Below are 16026 nucleotides of genomic sequence, written 5' to 3'. Positions count from 1 at the left end.
TCCATGCGCTATCGCGTTATTCTCCTTTTCCTGCTCGGGCTGCTACCCGCCCGTTTGCTGTGGGCTGCGCCCGCGCAACAGGCGTTTTCTGACTGGCAGGTGACGTGTAATAACCAAAATTTTTGCGTGGCGCGCAATACCGGAGAGCACCACGGCCTGGTCATGACCTTGAGCCGCAGCGCCGGGGCACATACCGACGCCGTGTTGCGTATTGAGCTGGGCGGGCTGGAATCGTCCAGCGTCAAAGAGAGCGATATTGCGCCGCGTCTGCTGTTGGATGGTGCGCCACTCTCGCTGAGCGGCGAGCACTGGCGCATAACTCCCTGGCAGCTGACGACCGATGATCCCGCCACCATCAGCGCATTTTTACAAACCGTACAGGACGCGAAGGCGATTACCCTGCAAAAAGGTGCGCAAAACCTGTCGTTGGTCGGGCTAAAAGCCGCGTTGTTGTTTATCGACGCCCAGCAAAAACGGGTGGGGAGCGAAACCGCATGGATTGAAAAAGGTGACGAGCCTCCGCTCAGCGTACCTCCGGCCCCCGCGCTGAAAGGTGTAGCGGTCATTAATCCAACGCCAACGCCTCTCACACAGCAGGAGCGCAGTGAACTGCTGGACTATGGTAACTGGCGGATCAACGGTATTCGCTGCTCTATCGATCCGCTGCGTCGCGAGATGCGCGTCACGGCCCTAACGGATGATAAAGCGCTGCTTATGATTAGTTGTGAGGCCGGGGCGTATAACACTATCGATCTGGCGTGGGTGGTTTCACGTACGACTCCGTTGACTTCACGCGCGGTACGTTTAAGCCTGCCGTTTAAAACGGAGGCGGAAAGTCGCGATATGGAGCTGACCAACGCGACGTTTGACGAGAAGTCGCGGGAGCTGGTTACCCTCGCTAAAGGACGAGGGTTGGCAGATTGCGGTATCCAGACCCGCTGGCGCTACGACGGGCAACGTTTTCGCCTGGTGCGCTATGCCCAGGAGCCAAGCTGCGATAACTGGCATGGGCCAGATGCCTGGCCCACATTGTGGATCACGCGTTAAGCACCTTGTGCGCTTTGTCGACGATGTTATCTACCGTAAAGCCGAAGAACGGGAACAGCTTGTCCGCCGGAGCCGACTCTCCATAACCCGTCATCCCAACAATTTCCCCTTTCAGCCCGACATATTTGTACCAGTAGTCAGCAATCCCTGCTTCTACCGCCACGCGCGCGCTGACGTTTGCCGGCAGGACCGATTCCCGGTACGCCTCATCCTGGACGTCGAAGATATCGGTTGAGGGTAGAGAAACTACCCGCACGTTACGACCTTCGCCGGTCAGTTTTTCCGCCGCCAGCAGCGTAATTTCCATTTCTGAACCGGTAGCAATCAAAATAATATCCGGCTTACCGCCGCCATCCTTCAGCACATAGCCGCCGCGGGCAATTTGCTGCACCTGCTCAGGCGTGCGCTCAACCTGCGCCAGATTCTGCCGCGAGAGGATCAGCGCCGTTGGCCCGTCGTGACGTTCGACTGCCAGCTTCCAGCCTACCGCCGCCTCAACCTGATCGCATGGTCGCCAGGTGCTGAAATTAGGCGTCAGGCGCAGGCTGGCGAGCTGTTCAACGGCCTGGTGCGTGGGACCATCTTCCCCCAGACCAATCGAGTCGTGGGTATAAACCATGATTTGTCGGGCTTTCATCAGCGCCGCCATGCGCGCAGCATTACGGGCATATTCGACAAACATCAGAAACGTAGCGGTGTACGGTACGAAGCCCCCGTGGTGCGCGATACCGTTGGCAATCGCGGTCATGCCAAATTCACGCACGCCGTAGTGGATGTAGTTTCCTGCATGATCCTCTTTAAGAGAGGAGGAGCCTTTCCAGATGGTCAGGTTGCTGGGGGCCAAATCCGCCGATCCGCCAAGCAGCTCTGGCAGTATAGGCCCGTAGGCGTTAAGGGTATTTTGCGAGGCCTTACGGGTGGCGATTTTGGCCGGATTGGCCTGCAGCTCGGTAATATATTTCTGGGTTGTTGCCTCCCACTCCTTCGGCAGTCCACCGCTCATCCGGCGAGAAAACTCTGCCGCCAGTTCCGGGTAGGCTTGTTGGTAAGCTGCGAATTTCTCCTTCCAGCCCTGTTGCGCTTTTTCGCCTTTCTCGCGTGCGTCCCACGCCCGGTAAATCTCTTTGGGGATCTCAAAAGCAGGATGATGCCACCCCAGCTTCTGCCGGGTCAGCGCCACCTCTTCTTCGCCCAACGCAGCGCCGTGCGCTTCCTCTTTCCCGGCTTTATTAGGTGAGCCAAAACCAATTACCGTGCGGCAGATAATCAGCGACGGTTTATCGGTAACAGCCTGCGCTTCCTGAATGGCTTTTTTCACCGCCTCAGGGTCATGACCGTCAATCTCGTGCACCACATGCCAGTGATAAGCCTCAAAGCGTTTTGCAGTATCGTCGGTAAACCAGCCGTCGGTTTCGCCATCAATCGAGATGCCGTTGTGATCGTAGAAGCCGATGAGTTTGCCAAGCCCCAACGTGCCCGCCAGCGAACAAGCCTCGTGTGAAATACCCTCCATCAGACAGCCGTCGCCCATAAAGACCCAGGTAAAGTGGTCAACAATCTCATGGTCTGGCTGGTTAAACTGCGCTGCCAGCGTTCGCTCGGCAATGGCCATGCCGACGGCGTTGGCTAACCCCTGGCCCAGCGGTCCGGTGGTGGTTTCCACGCCCGGTGTGTAGCCAATTTCCGGGTGACCTGGCGTTTTCGAATGGAGCTGACGGAAGTTCTTTAATTCTTCGATCGGCAGGTCGTAACCGGAAAGATGCAACAGGCTGTAAAGCAGCATTGAGGCGTGGCCGTTGGACAGAATAAACCGGTCACGATCGTACCAGGTGGGATCGGCCGGGTTATGGCGTAGAAAATCGTTCCACAGCACTTCGGCGATATCGGCCATCCCCATTGGTGCTCCAGGGTGGCCGGAGTTTGCTTTTTGGACGGCATCCATACTTAGCGCACGAATGGCATTGGCAAGCTCTTTACGGGTCATAGGAAATACTCCTTGAAAAGTAAAGTGTTAGATGCGTGTTGTGATTCACACTTTTGGGAAAATTGCGGCCGTTGTCAGCAAAAAGCATAGCAGACAAGCATGGTATTGCTGGATTAAGCAGGTAACATGGCTGTTATAAATTGATAACAAATTCTTTCTTTGAATGGTGAGAGTTTGGGGACCTTCAAAGTTTGTGCCGTTGACTGAGGTGATAATGTGCGGCTCAGTAGAATGGTTACCCGCGCCACTTTTTTGATAGATACGTGAAAGGAACAACAAGATGGATGACCAGTTAAAACAAAGCGCCCTCGATTTCCACGAATTTCCGGTACCCGGTAAAATCCAGGTTTCTCCAACCAAGCCTCTGGCAACGCAGCGCGACCTGGCGCTGGCCTATTCGCCGGGCGTGGCTGCACCGTGTCTTGAAATTGAAAAGGACCCGCTGGCAGCCTACAAATACACCGCGCGCGGCAACCTGGTTGCGGTTATTTCCAACGGCACAGCGGTGCTGGGTCTCGGCAACATTGGCGCGTTGGCCGGCAAACCGGTGATGGAAGGTAAAGGCGTTCTGTTTAAGAAATTCGCCGGGATCGACGTGTTCGACATTGAAGTCGATGAACTCGATCCGGATAAATTTATCAATGTGGTTGCGGCCCTGGAACCCACGTTTGGCGGTATCAACCTCGAAGATATCAAAGCGCCGGAGTGCTTCTACATTGAGCAAAAACTGCGCGAACGCATGAATATTCCGGTCTTCCACGATGACCAGCACGGTACGGCAATCATCAGTACTGCCGCAATTCTGAACGGTCTGCGGGTGGTTGAGAAAAATATCTCTGACGTGCGCATGGTGGTGTCTGGTGCAGGTGCGGCGGCGATTGCCTGTATGAACCTGCTGGTAGCGCTGGGTATGCAGAAACACAATATTGTGGTCTGTGACTCCAAAGGCGTGATTTACAAAGACCGCGAACCGAACATGGCGGAAACCAAAGCGGCTTACGCGGTGGTGGATGATGGTAAGCGCACGCTGGATGATGTTATTGACGGCGCAGATATTTTCCTCGGCTGCTCGGGCCCGAAAGTGCTGACGCAGGAAATGGTTAAGAAGATGGCGCGTGCGCCAATGATTCTGGCACTCGCCAACCCGGAGCCGGAAATCCTGCCGCCGCTGGCAAAAGAGGTGCGTTCCGACGCCATCATCTGTACCGGTCGTTCAGACTACCCGAACCAGGTTAACAACGTCCTGTGCTTCCCGTTCATCTTCCGCGGTGCGCTGGACGTTGGTGCCACGGCCATCAACGAAGAGATGAAACTGGCGGCGGTGCACGCCATTGCTGAGCTGGCGCATGCCGAGCAGAGTGAAGTGGTGGCCTCTGCTTATGGCGATCAGGACCTGAGCTTCGGCCCGGAATACATCATTCCGAAACCGTTCGACCCGCGTCTGATCGTCAAAATCGCCCCTGCTGTAGCGAAAGCGGCGATGGACTCCGGCGTGGCAACGCGTCCGATTGCCGACTTTGACGCTTACATCGATAAGCTGACCGAGTTCGTCTACAAAACCAACCTGTTCATGAAGCCGATTTTCTCCCTGGCACGCAAAGCGCCAAAGCGCGTGGTGCTGACCGAAGGGGAAGAAGCGCGCGTACTGCACGCTACCCAGGAGCTGATCACGTTAGGGCTGGCAAAACCGATCCTGATCGGGCGTCCGAGCGTTATTGAAATGCGTATCCAGAAGCTGGGTCTGCAGATCAAAGCGGGTGTCGATTTTGAAATCGTCAACAATGAGTCCGATCCGCGCTTTAAAGAGTACTGGAGCGAGTACTACCAGATTATGAAGCGTCGTGGGATTACCCAGGAGCAGGCGCAGCGTGCGGTGATTGCCAACACCACGGTGATCGGCGCAATCATGGTACAGCGCGGCGAAGCGGATGCGATGATCTGCGGTACGATTGGCGACTACCATGAGCACTTCAGCGTGGTAAAAGAGGTGTTTGGTCATCGCGACGGCGTGCATACTGCCGGAGCGATGAACGCCTTGCTGCTGCCAAGCGGTAACACCTTTATCGCCGATACTTACGTTAACGACGATCCTACGCCTGAGCAACTGGCGGAAATCGCTGTGATGGCGGCAGAGACCGTGCGCCGCTTTGGTATTGAACCGAAGGTGGCGTTGTTGTCGCACTCCAACTTTGGTTCCTCTAACTGCCCGTCGGCCAGCAAAATGCGCGACGCGCTGGAGCTGATTAAGGCGCGTGCGCCAGAGTTGATGATTGACGGCGAAATGCACGGCGATGCCGCGCTGGTGGAAAGCATCCGTAATGACCGCATGCCGGACAGTCCATTGAAAGGCTCAGCGAATATTCTGGTGATGCCAAATATGGAAGCGGCCCGTATTAGTTACAACTTACTACGCGTTTCCAGTTCTGAAGGCGTAACGGTTGGCCCGGTGCTGATGGGGGTTGCGAAACCTGTTCACGTATTAACGCCGATCGCCTCTGTTCGTCGTATCGTTAATATGGTGGCGCTGGCGGTTGTAGAAGCCCAAACGCAGCCGCTGTAATTTCACTTTAATTTATTTCCGGCGCGGGTTTCTCCCGCGCCTTTTTATTTTCCCTTTCTTAGTGATCTACTTCACCTTTTAAACCTGGTTGCCGAATTTTGTTATTTACTCTGACAAAAAATTGCCACGATAAGGGCAGTTTTAGCGGAGGCGGTGAGCAATGGAAAAAGAACGCATTATTCAGGAATTTGTGCCGGGGAAACAGGTCACGCTGGCGCATCTCATTGCGCACCCCGGCGAGGAATTAGCGAAAAAGATCGGCGTTCCCGAAGCGGGCGCTATCGGCATCATGACGCTGACGCCAGGCGAAACCGCGATGATTGCCGGTGACTTAGCCATGAAGGCGGCGGATGTACATATCGGTTTTCTCGATAGATTCAGCGGCGCACTGGTGATCTACGGTTCGGTAGGCGCAGTAGAAGAAGCGTTATTACAGACGGTAAGCGGTCTGGGTCGATTATTAAATTTCACTTTGTGCAACCTGACAAAAAGTTAATCAGAGGCGGCGATGAAACGTATTGCATTTGTCGGTACGGTGGGGGCGGGGAAAACCACGCTCTTTAATGCGCTACAGGGGAATTATTCCCTCGCCAGAAAAACACAGGCCGTGGAGTTTAATGAAAATGGCGATATCGATACGCCAGGGGAATATTTTAGCCATCCGCGCTGGTATCACGCCTTAATTACTACGCTGCAGGATGTCGATACGTTGATTTATATACACGCGGCAAATGATAAAGAAAGTCGCTTACCTGCCGGGCTGTTGGATATCGGCGCCAGTAAACGACAAATCGCCGTTATCAGCAAAACGGACATGCCGGATGCCGACGTCGCCGCAACGCGACAACTACTTCGCGGGATGGGGTTTCAGGAGCCGATTTTTGAGCTCAATAGCCATGACCCGCGCAGCGTGCAGCACCTGGTGGATTATCTGACTGAGCTCAGCCAAAAGGAGGAAAGGGCAGGTGAAAAAACTCATCACAGCTAACGATATTCGTGCGGCCCACGCACGCGGTGAACAGGACGTATCGGTTGTTCTGCGCGCCAGCATCATCACCCCGGAGGCGCGCGAAGTTGCGGCGCTGCTGGGCGTCACTATCACGGAATGCGATGAATCCGCACCGGCAGCCGTATCAACGTCTACGGCAGCACCTGCGGCGGCGGATGACGGCAAAACGGAAAGCCAGCGCATTCGCGAAACCATCATTGCGCAGTTACCGGAAGGGCAGTTTACCGAAAGCCTGGTCGCCCAACTGATGGACAAAGTTATGAAGGAGAAGCAGTCGCTGGAACAGGGCGGAATGCAGCCGAGCTTTAACTCGGTAACCGGCAAAGGCGGCGTCAAAGTCATCGACGGCAGCAGCGTGAAGTTTGGTCGTTTTGACGGCGCGCAGCCGCACTGCGTGGGCTTAACCGATCTGGTGACCGACCAGGACGGTAGCAGTATGGCCGCCGGGTTTATGCAGTGGGATAACGCCTTTTTCCCATGGACGCTGAACTACGACGAAATCGACATGATTCTGGAAGGCGAGCTGCACGTTCGCCACGAAGGCGAAACCATGATTGCAAAAGCCGGGGACGTAATGTTTATCCCGAAAGGTTCCAGCATCGAATTTGGTACGCCATCGACGGTGAAGTTTCTGTATGTGGCCTGGCCTGCGAACTGGCAGTCCTGCTAAGGCGGATGTATGAAGGATTTCATTACCGAAGCATGGCTCAGAGCGAATCATACGCTCAGCGAAGGGGCTGAAATTCATCTCCCCGCTGACGCTCGCCTGACGCCGTCTGCCCGGGAATTACTGGAAAGCCGACATCTGCGTATTAAGTTTATCGACGAGCAGGGCAGCCTGTTTATTGATGACGAAGAACAGCAGCCGCAGCCGGTGCATGGATTAACCAGCAGTGATACGCATCCACAGGCCAGCTGCGAACTGTGCCATCAACCGGTGGCGAAGAAACCGGACACCCTGACGCATCTGACGGCGGACAAGATGGTCGCCAAAAGTGACCCTCGGCTGGGATTTCGCGCCGCGCTGGACAGCACCATCGCCCTGGCCGTGTGGTTGCAGATTGAGATGGCAGAACAGTGGCAGCCGTGGCTGGCGGATATCCGCTCGCGCCTGGGCAATATTATGCGCGCTGACGCCATGGATGAGCCGCTGGCAGCACAAGCTGTCGTGGGGTTAAGTGACGAAGATTTACACCGTCTTTCGCATCAACCGCTGCGCTATCTGGATCACGACCATCTGGTGCCTGAAGCCAGCCACGGACGCGATTGCGCGCTGCTTAATTTGCTGCGTACCAAAGTCCGTGAAACGGAGACGGTGGCGGCCCAGGTGTTCATCACTCGCAGTTTTGAGGTTATGCGACCGGACATTATGCAGGCGCTCAATCGCCTTTCCAGTACGGTCTACGTGATGATGATTCTGAGCGTTGCGAAGCATCCGCTGACGGTTAACCAAATTCAACAGCGACTGGGGGAGAAGCAATGATCATTGAACGTGCTCGTCAACTCGCCCAACGCTCACCGGCACGGGTGGTGTTCCCGGATGCGCTGGATGTCCGGGTGCTGAAGGCGGCGAATTACCTGCATCAGCACGGTCTGGCACATCCCATTCTCGTCGCCAGTCCGTTTGCGCTGCGCCAGTTTGCCCTCAGCCACCGGGTGGCAATGGATGGCATTCAGGTTATCGATCCGCAAAGCAACCTGCCAATGCGCGAAGAATTTGCGCTGCGCTGGCTGGCCCGCGCGGGAGATAAAACGCCTGCAGATGCGCTGGAAAAACTCAACGATCCGCTGATGTTTGCCGCCGCAATGGTCAGCGCGGGCAAAGCAGACGTCTGTATTGCGGGCAATCTTTCATCAACAGCGAACGTGCTGCGTGCCGGATTACGCATTATCGGGCTACAGCCTGGCTGTAAAACGCTGTCGTCAATTTTCCTGATGCTGCCGCAGTACCTTGGGCCGTCATTGGGCTTTGCCGATTGCAGCGTCGTGCCGCAGCCCACCGCCGCACAGTTGGCGGATATTGCGATTGCCAGCGCACAGACATGGCAGGCGATTACCGGTGAAGAGCCGCGCGTGGCCATGCTGTCGTTTTCAAGTAATGGCAGTGCTCGTCATCCTAACGTTGCTAACGTGCAGCAGGCGACCGAGATCGTTCGTGAGCGTGCCCCGCAGCTTACCGTGGACGGAGAACTGCAATTTGATGCCGCCTTTGTTCCGGATGTCGCTGCGCAAAAAGCGCCCGCCAGCCCGTTAAAGGGCAATGCCAATGTGATGGTCTTCCCATCGCTGGAGGCAGGCAATATTGGCTACAAAATCGCTCAGCGTCTGGGAGGGTATCGCGCAGTAGGTCCGTTGATTCAGGGGCTTGCCGCACCGCTTCATGATCTCTCTCGTGGCTGTAGCGTACAGGAAATTATCGAACTGGCGTTGGTGGCAGCAGTGCCGCGCCAGACTGACATGAGTCGTGAAAACGCCTCGCACACACTGGTTGTTTAGGTCCCGTTCTGGACCCCTTAATGAGAGGAAAACACAATGGAAGCATTAGGAATGATTGAAACCCGGGGCCTGGTTGCACTGATTGAGGCTTCTGACGCAATGGTTAAAGCGGCACGCGTGAAACTGGTTGGCGTGAAGCAGATCGGTGGCGGTCTGGTCACTGCCATGGTCCGTGGCGACGTAGCGGCATGTAAAGCCGCAACGGACGCAGGTGCAGCGGCTGCACAGCGTATTGGCGAGCTGGTTTCAGTACACGTGATCCCACGTCCGCACGGCGATCTGGAAGAAGTGTTCCCGATCAGCTTTAAAGGCGACAGCAACGACATGTAAGTCGTCCATGTGACGCCACAGACTTCATTGCTGGCGTCACCCTCTCTCCTTTTCACATTACCTTCTGCGGAGGGTAGGGGGAGGTTTTACCTGAAATATGCCACGGAGGCGCGTATGAAACTGGCAATCGTTACAGGACAAATTGTTTGTACCGTACGCCATCAGGGGCTCGCGCACGACAAGTTGCTGATGGTGGAAATGATTGACGCCCAGGGAAATCCCGACGGGCAATGTGCTGTTGCTATCGACAGCATCGGGGCGGGAACCGGAGAGTGGGTGCTGCTGGTCAGCGGAAGCTCCGCCCGTCAGGCGCACCGGAATGAATCATCGCCTGTCGATCTGTGCGTGATTGGCATTGTCGATGAAGTGGTGGCAGGTGGTCAGGTGATCTTCCATAAATAAGGCAGAAAATCATGAATCAACAGGATATTGAACAGGTCGTGAAAGCGGTACTGCTGAAAATGAAAGACAGCAGCCAACCCGTCAGTGCCGTTCAAGAAATGGGCGTTTTTGCCTCCCTGGATGACGCAGTGGCGGCAGCAAAACTAGCCCAGCAGGGGCTGAAAAGCGTCGCCATGCGCCAACTGGCTATCACGGCTCTACGTGAGGCGGGCGAAAAGCACGCCAGAGAATTAGCGGAACTTGCCGTCACTGAAACCGGCATGGGACGTGTCGAAGATAAATTTGCCAAAAACGTGGCGCAGGCGCGCGGCACGCCGGGTGTGGAATGCCTGTCTCCACAGGTTCTGACCGGCGATAACGGTCTGACGCTGATTGAAAACGCGCCGTGGGGCGTGGTGGCCTCGGTAACCCCATCCACCAACCCGGCCGCGACCGTCATTAACAACGCCATCAGCCTGATTGCCGCTGGTAACAGCGTGGTTTTCGCACCGCATCCGGCGGCGAAAAAAGTCTCTCAGCGCGCTATCACTCTGCTTAACCAGGCGGTGGTTGCCGCAGGCGGTCCGGCAAACCTGTTGGTGACGGTTGCCAACCCGGATATCGAGACTGCCCAGCGTCTGTTCAAGTACCCAGGTATCGGCCTGCTGGTGGTGACCGGTGGTGAAGCCGTAGTGGACGCCGCGCGTAAGCACACCAACAAACGTCTGATTGCCGCTGGTGCGGGTAATCCGCCAGTGGTGGTTGATGAAACGGCTGACCTGGCACGCGCGGCGCAGTCGATAGTCAAAGGTGCATCGTTTGACAACAACATCATCTGCGCCGACGAAAAAGTGCTGATCGTGGTCGATAGCGTCGCTGATGAACTGATGCGTCTGATGGAAAGCCAGCATGCGGTGAAACTGACCGCGGCTCAGGCCGAACAGCTGCAGCCGGTGCTGCTGAAAAATATCGATGAGCGCGGTAAAGGCACGGTCAGTCGTGACTGGGTCGGGCGCGATGCCGGAAAAATCGCTGCGGCGATTGGTCTGAACGTACCGGAGCAAACCCGTCTGTTATTCGTCGAAACCTCAGCGACGCATCCGTTTGCCGTTACCGAACTGATGATGCCGGTGCTGCCAGTCGTACGGGTTGCCAACGTCGATGAAGCCATTGAACTGGCGGTCAAGCTGGAAGGCGGCTGCCACCATACGGCGGCGATGCACTCACGCAATATCGAAAATATGAACCGTATGGCAAACGCCATTGATACCAGCATCTTCGTTAAGAACGGACCGTGCATTGCCGGTCTTGGACTGGGCGGTGAAGGCTGGACCACGATGACCATTACCACACCAACCGGGGAAGGGGTGACCAGTGCGCGTACGTTTGTGCGTCTGCGTCGCTGTGTGTTGGTAGACGCCTTCAGAATTGTATAAGGAGTAAATGAGATGGCGCACGACGAACAACGTTGGTTGACACCCAGACTGCTAAAAGCGGCAACGCTATGTAACCAGACGCCCGCAAAGAGCGATTCACCGCTGTGGTTGGGCATTGATTTGGGAACGTGTGATGTGGTGTCGATGGTTGTGGACAGTGACGGACAGCCGGTCGCGGTTTGCCTGGACTGGGCCGATGTCGTGCGCGATGGCATCGTCTGGGATTTCTTTGGTGCGGTGACCATCGTTCGTCGCCATCTCGATACGCTCGAACAACAGCTGGGTTGCCGTTTTACCCATGCGGCAACCTCGTTTCCACCGGGAACTGACCCACGCATCTCTATTAACGTGCTGGAGTCTGCCGGGCTTGAAGTGAGCCATGTCCTCGACGAACCAACCGCGGTGGCGGATCTGTTGCAGCTTGATAACGCCGGAGTGGTGGATATTGGTGGTGGCACTACCGGGATTGCAATTGTTAAACAGGGAAAAGTGACTTACTCCGCTGATGAAGCGACCGGCGGGCACCATATCTCTCTGACGCTGGCCGGGAACCGTCGTATCCAGTTGGAGGAAGCCGAGCAGTACAAGCGCAGCAATGGCAAAGAAATCTGGCCGGTGGTGAAGCCTGTCTACGAAAAGATGGCGGAAATCGTGGCGCACCATATTGCCGGACAGAGTGTCGCTGATTTGTGGCTGGCGGGTGGCTCCTGTATGCAGCCAGGCGTTGATGAACTGTTCCGTAAGCGTTTCCCGGAACTGCAGGTGCATTTACCCCAGCACAGCCTGTTTATGACTCCGCTGGCGATTGCAAACAGCGGAAAAGAAAAAGCGGAAGGAATCTATGCAAGCTGAATTGCAGACCGCGCTCTTTCAGGCATTCGATACCCTGAATCTGCAACGCGTAAAAACGTTTAGCGTTCCCCCGGTTACGTTATGTGGACTGGGAGCGCTCAGTACCTGCGGACAGGAAGCACAAACGCGCGGACTGACGCATATGTTCGTCATGGTTGACAGCTTTCTGCATCAGGCGGGGATGACCGCCGCACTGGAGCGCAGCCTGGCGATGAAAGGTGTGGCAATGACGCTGTGGCCTTGTCCGGTAGGTGAACCGTGCATTACGGACGTCTGCGCGGCAGTCGCGCAACTGCGTGAATCAAAGTGCGACGGCGTCGTGGCTTTTGGTGGCGGTTCCGTGCTGGATGCCGCCAAGGCAGTGGCGTTGCTGGTGACCAATCCTACCCAGACGCTGGCTGACATGGACGAGCGTAGCGTGTTACGCCCGCGTCTGCCGCTGATTGCCGTACCGACTACCGCCGGAACGGGCTCAGAAACCACGAACGTCACGGTGATTATCGACGCCGCGACCGGACTCAAAAAAGTGCTGGCCCACGCAACCCTGATGCCGGATGTAGCGATCCTTGACGCCGCATTGACGGAAGGCGTGCCTGCGCACGTAACGGCGATGACCGGGATTGATGCACTGACGCACGCCGTTGAAGCGTATAGCGCACTGAACGCGACGCCGTTTACCGACAGCCTGGCGATTGGTGCGATAGCGATGATCGGTAAATCGCTGCCGAAGGCCGTCGGCTACGGTCAGGATCTGGCGGCGCGCGAAAGCATGCTGCTGGCTTCCTGTATGGCCGGGATGGCGTTTTCCAGCGCTGGGCTTGGCCTGTGCCATGCGATGGCGCACCAGCCGGGGGCGACGTTGCACATTCCACACGGACAGGCTAACGCCATGCTGCTTCCTACGGTAATGGGGTTCAACCGCATGGTGTGTCGTGAGCGCTTCAGCCATATCGGACGCGCGTTAACCAACAAGAAATCGGACGATCGTGATGCTATCAACGCGGTCAGCGAGTTGATTAGCGAAGTGGGCCAGACCAAACGACTCTCTGACGTTGGGGCAAAGCCCGAGCAGTACAGCGCATGGGCTCACGCCGCGCTGGAGGATATTTGTATTCGCAGTAACCCACGCACCGCCACGCAGGCACAGATCATCGACCTGTACGCGGCTGCCGGGTAATGCCTGTAGGCCGGATAAGGTGCTCGCACCGTCATCCGGCAATAACACGGCGTTAATGCCGGAGGCGACGTAAACGTCTTATCCGGCCTACAAATCACAAATGACAGGGAGTAGGGGCTATGGGAATTAACGAAATCATCATGTACATCATGATGTTCTTTATGCTGATTGCCGCCGTGGACAGGATCCTGTCGCAGTTCGGCGGTTCGGCACGCTTCCTCGGTAAGTTTGGTAAGAGTATTGAGGGATCGGGCGGCCAGTTTGAAGAAGGTTTTATGGCGATGGGCGCGCTGGGCCTGGCGATGGTCGGTATGACCGCGCTGGCACCGGTTCTGGCGCATGTGCTCGGGCCAGTAATTATTCCGCTGTATGAAATGTTGGGCGCGAACCCGTCGATGTTTGCCGGAACGCTGCTGGCGTGCGATATGGGCGGCTTCTTCCTGGCGAAAGAACTGGCGGGCGGCGACGTTGCGGCGTGGCTGTACTCTGGCCTGATCCTCGGGGCGATGATGGGGCCGACGCTGGTCTTCTCCATTCCGGTTGCGCTGGGGATTATTGAACCGTCTGACCGTCGTTATCTGGCGCTGGGCGTGCTGGCGGGTATTGTCACCATTCCGATTGGTTGTATTGCGGGCGGTTTGATTGCGATGTACTCCGGCGTCGAAATCAACGGACAGCCGGTGGAATTCACCTTCGCGCTAATCCTGATGAATATGATTCCCGTGCTGATCGTGGCCGTGCTGGTGGCGCTGGGACTGAAATTCATCCCGGAAAAAATGATCAACGGCTTCCAGATCTTCGCGAAATTCCTGGTGGCGCTGATCACCATCGGTCTGGCAGCAGCAGTGGTCAAATTCCTGCTCGGCTGGGAGCTAATCCCAGGTCTTGATCCTATCTTCATGGCTCCGGGCGACAAGCCGGGTGAAGTGATGCGCGCCATCGAAGTTATCGGTTCTATTTCCTGCGTACTGCTCGGTGCGTACCCAATGGTACTGCTGCTGACCCGCTGGTTTGAAAAACCGCTGATGAGCGTCGGTAATCTGTTAAAAATCAATAATATTGCGGCTGCTGGTATGGTCGCGACGCTGGCGAACAACATTCCAATGTTCGGCATGATGAAGAATATGGATACCCGCGGCAAAGTGATCAACTGCGCCTTTGCGGTCTCCGCGGCCTTTGCACTGGGTGACCACTTAGGCTTCGCCGCTGCCAATATGAACGCGATGATCTTCCCGATGATTGTCGGCAAGTTGATTGGCGGCGTGACGGCGATTGGTGTGGCTATGCTGTTAGTACCGAAAGATGAAGATGTGCCAGCAGAAGTAGAAACCAACCCGGAGGCGCAATCGTGAATACTCGCCAGCTACTGAGCGTCGGTATCGATATCGGCACCACTACCACTCAGGTGATTTTCTCGCGCCTTGAACTGGTTAACCGTGCGGCAGTGTCGCAGGTGCCGCGCTACGAATTCATCAAACGCGAAATTAGCTGGCAAAGCCCGGTGTTCTTTACCCCCGTTGATAAGCAGGGCGGGTTGAAAGAGGCCGAACTTAAGGCGCTGATCCTCGCCCAGTATCAGGCGGCGGGTATTGCGCCTGAGACTGTCGATTCCGGCGCGATCATCATCACCGGAGAAAGTGCCAAAACCCGCAATGCGCGACCGGCGGTGATGGCGCTCTCTCAGTCGCTGGGGGATTTTGTGGTGGCCAGCGCCGGTCCGCATCTGGAATCGGTGATTGCCGGTCACGGTGCGGGGGCACAAACCCTGTCCGAGCAGAAGTTGTGCCGCGTACTGAATATCGACATCGGTGGCGGTACGTCGAACTACGTTCTGTTCGATGCCGGAAAGGTCAGCGGTTCGGCTTGCCTCAACGTCGGCGGACGATTGCTGGAAACGGACGGCCAGGGGCGCGTTGTGCATGCGCATCAGCCGGGGCAGATGATTGTTGATGACGTATTTGGTCCGGGCACTGATGCCCGAACTCTCAATGCGGCGCAGCTTGTTCAGGTAGCCCGACGGATGGCGGCGCTGATTGTGGAGGTGATCGACGGCACGTTATCACCGCTGGCACAGGCGCTGATGCAAACCGGCCTGTTACCGGCGGGCATGAAACCGGAAGTGATTACGTTGTCCGGCGGGGTGGGCGAGTGCTACCGCAACCAACCAGCCGATCCGTTCTGTTTTTCCGACATTGGCCCGCTGTTAGCGACGGCTCTGCATGAACATCCGCGCCTGCGTGAGATGAACGTGCAGTTCCCGGCGCAAACCGTGCGCGCCACGGTGATTGGCGCTGGTGCGCATACGCTGTCGCTTTCGGGCAGCACTATCTGGCTGGAAGGTGTGGCGCTTCCGCTGCGCAATCTGCCGGTGGCGATTCCGGTTGATGAGGCTGATTTGGTGGCCGCCTGGCAACAGGCGCTAATGCAGCTCGATCTTGACCCGCAAACAGACGCTTACGTTCTGGCGCTGCCCGGTTCACTGCCGGTGCGCTACGCCGCGCTGTTAACGGTGATTGATGCGCTGCTGGCCTTCGTCGCGCGCTATCCGAATCCGCATCCCCTGCTGGTGGTAGCCGAGCAGGATTTTGGTAAGGCCCTGGGCATGCTGTTACGCCCACAGTTACAGCAACACCCGCTGGCAGTCATCGATGAGGTGGTTGTCCGGGCGGGGGACTATATCGACATTGGTACGCCTCTTTTTGGCGGATCGGTTGTGCCGGTGACGGTGAAATCACTCGCATTTCCTTCCTGAGG

At 56.5% G+C, this 16026-nt stretch carries 15 protein-coding genes; 14 read left to right on the top strand and 1 reads right to left on the bottom strand.

Features of this window, described 5'->3' with window-relative positions; all coding sequences use genetic code 11:
* Window positions 1–3: 3 nt before the first annotated feature.
* Window positions 4–1047: a DUF1176 domain-containing protein gene (locus tag OGY18_RS11200; protein WP_193134292.1), complete on the top strand. Its 1044-nt coding sequence runs from the start codon at window positions 4–6 to the stop codon at window positions 1045–1047.
* On the opposite strand, the gene tkt is transcribed toward OGY18_RS11200, so the two are convergent.
* The gene (gene tkt / locus OGY18_RS11195; RefSeq protein ID WP_286552999.1) at window positions 1037–3031 is read right to left on the bottom strand and encodes a transketolase; all 1995 of its coding nucleotides are present in this window, start codon (window positions 3029–3031) and stop codon (window positions 1037–1039) included. The genes OGY18_RS11200 and tkt overlap by 11 nt on opposite strands.
* 280 nt (window positions 3032–3311) lie before the next feature.
* On the opposite strand from tkt, the gene maeB reads away from it, so the two are divergent.
* The 13 genes from maeB (at window position 3312) to eutA (ending at window position 16024) form a co-directional block, all read left to right on the top strand.
* Window positions 3312–5591 (top strand): NADP-dependent oxaloacetate-decarboxylating malate dehydrogenase, encoded by a 2280-nt coding sequence (gene maeB, locus OGY18_RS11190; RefSeq protein ID WP_003835063.1) that lies wholly within the window; start codon window positions 3312–3314, stop codon window positions 5589–5591.
* A gap of 160 nt (window positions 5592–5751) precedes the next feature.
* Window positions 5752–6087, top strand: coding sequence for an ethanolamine utilization microcompartment protein EutS (gene eutS / locus OGY18_RS11185; RefSeq protein ID WP_003037995.1), 336 nt, complete (start codon window positions 5752–5754; stop codon window positions 6085–6087).
* Window positions 6088–6099: 12 nt separating this feature from the next.
* Window positions 6100–6579, top strand: a complete 480-nt coding sequence (gene eutP / locus OGY18_RS11180) for an ethanolamine utilization acetate kinase EutP (protein ID WP_003037998.1) — start codon at window positions 6100–6102, stop codon at window positions 6577–6579.
* Window positions 6557–7270 carry an ethanolamine utilization acetate kinase EutQ gene (gene eutQ, locus OGY18_RS11175; protein ID WP_148361671.1) on the top strand — a complete coding sequence of 238 codons (714 nt, stop codon included), beginning with the start codon at window positions 6557–6559 and terminating at the stop codon, window positions 7268–7270. Before eutP ends, eutQ begins: the two co-directional genes overlap by 23 nt.
* A 9-nt stretch (window positions 7271–7279) precedes the next feature.
* Complete coding sequence (gene eutT / locus OGY18_RS11170; protein WP_148361672.1) at window positions 7280–8083, top strand: ethanolamine utilization cob(I)yrinic acid a,c-diamide adenosyltransferase EutT; 804 nt, start codon at window positions 7280–7282, stop codon at window positions 8081–8083.
* On the top strand, window positions 8080–9096 hold the full coding sequence (pta, locus tag OGY18_RS11165) for a phosphate acetyltransferase (protein WP_126317590.1): 1017 nt from the start codon (window positions 8080–8082) through the stop codon (window positions 9094–9096). Before eutT ends, pta begins: the two co-directional genes overlap by 4 nt.
* 36 nt (window positions 9097–9132) lie before the next feature.
* The gene (gene eutM, locus OGY18_RS11160; RefSeq protein ID WP_003835054.1) at window positions 9133–9426 is read left to right on the top strand and encodes an ethanolamine utilization microcompartment protein EutM; all 294 of its coding nucleotides are present in this window, start codon (window positions 9133–9135) and stop codon (window positions 9424–9426) included.
* A gap of 114 nt (window positions 9427–9540) precedes the next feature.
* Window positions 9541–9828 carry an ethanolamine utilization microcompartment protein EutN gene (gene eutN, locus OGY18_RS11155; RefSeq protein WP_003038011.1) on the top strand — a complete coding sequence of 96 codons (288 nt, stop codon included), beginning with the start codon at window positions 9541–9543 and terminating at the stop codon, window positions 9826–9828.
* Between the two features lie 11 nt (window positions 9829–9839).
* Window positions 9840–11243: an aldehyde dehydrogenase family protein gene (locus OGY18_RS11150; protein WP_003835050.1), complete on the top strand. Its 1404-nt coding sequence runs from the start codon at window positions 9840–9842 to the stop codon at window positions 11241–11243.
* Between the two features lie 12 nt (window positions 11244–11255).
* Window positions 11256–12095, top strand: a complete 840-nt coding sequence (gene eutJ, locus OGY18_RS11145; RefSeq protein WP_063941690.1) for an ethanolamine utilization protein EutJ — start codon at window positions 11256–11258, stop codon at window positions 12093–12095.
* The gene (gene eutG / locus OGY18_RS11140) at window positions 12085–13272 is read left to right on the top strand and encodes an ethanolamine utilization ethanol dehydrogenase EutG (protein ID WP_008785420.1); all 1188 of its coding nucleotides are present in this window, start codon (window positions 12085–12087) and stop codon (window positions 13270–13272) included. The genes eutJ and eutG overlap by 11 nt, the downstream gene beginning before the upstream one ends.
* Window positions 13273–13391: 119 nt before the next feature.
* Complete coding sequence (eutH, locus tag OGY18_RS11135; RefSeq protein ID WP_003835043.1) at window positions 13392–14624, top strand: ethanolamine utilization protein EutH; 1233 nt, start codon at window positions 13392–13394, stop codon at window positions 14622–14624.
* Window positions 14621–16024 (top strand): ethanolamine ammonia-lyase reactivating factor EutA, encoded by a 1404-nt coding sequence (gene eutA / locus OGY18_RS11130; protein ID WP_003835041.1) that lies wholly within the window; start codon window positions 14621–14623, stop codon window positions 16022–16024. The genes eutH and eutA overlap by 4 nt, the downstream gene beginning before the upstream one ends.
* Window positions 16025–16026: the final 2 nt, after the last annotated feature.

The sequence above is a fragment of the Citrobacter sp. Cpo142 genome (assembly GCF_030332425.1).
Classification (GTDB): domain Bacteria; phylum Pseudomonadota; class Gammaproteobacteria; order Enterobacterales; family Enterobacteriaceae; genus Citrobacter; species Citrobacter portucalensis.
This window is presented reverse-complemented; position numbering and strand designations above follow the sequence as displayed.

Coding starts and splice junctions, on each gene's coding strand:
- OGY18_RS11200 (WP_193134292.1), top strand. CDS start 4: ATGCGCTATCGCGTTATTCTCCTTTTCCTGCTCGGGCTGCTACCCGCC.
- tkt (WP_286552999.1), bottom strand. CDS start 3,031: ATGACCCGTAAAGAGCTTGCCAATGCCATTCGTGCGCTAAGTATGGAT.
- maeB (WP_003835063.1), top strand. CDS start 3,312: ATGGATGACCAGTTAAAACAAAGCGCCCTCGATTTCCACGAATTTCCG.
- eutS (WP_003037995.1), top strand. CDS start 5,752: ATGGAAAAAGAACGCATTATTCAGGAATTTGTGCCGGGGAAACAGGTC.
- eutP (WP_003037998.1), top strand. CDS start 6,100: ATGAAACGTATTGCATTTGTCGGTACGGTGGGGGCGGGGAAAACCACG.
- eutT (WP_148361672.1), top strand. CDS start 7,280: ATGAAGGATTTCATTACCGAAGCATGGCTCAGAGCGAATCATACGCTC.
- pta (WP_126317590.1), top strand. CDS start 8,080: ATGATCATTGAACGTGCTCGTCAACTCGCCCAACGCTCACCGGCACGG.
- eutM (WP_003835054.1), top strand. CDS start 9,133: ATGGAAGCATTAGGAATGATTGAAACCCGGGGCCTGGTTGCACTGATT.
- eutN (WP_003038011.1), top strand. CDS start 9,541: ATGAAACTGGCAATCGTTACAGGACAAATTGTTTGTACCGTACGCCAT.
- OGY18_RS11150 (WP_003835050.1), top strand. CDS start 9,840: ATGAATCAACAGGATATTGAACAGGTCGTGAAAGCGGTACTGCTGAAA.
- eutJ (WP_063941690.1), top strand. CDS start 11,256: ATGGCGCACGACGAACAACGTTGGTTGACACCCAGACTGCTAAAAGCG.
- eutG (WP_008785420.1), top strand. CDS start 12,085: ATGCAAGCTGAATTGCAGACCGCGCTCTTTCAGGCATTCGATACCCTG.
- eutH (WP_003835043.1), top strand. CDS start 13,392: ATGGGAATTAACGAAATCATCATGTACATCATGATGTTCTTTATGCTG.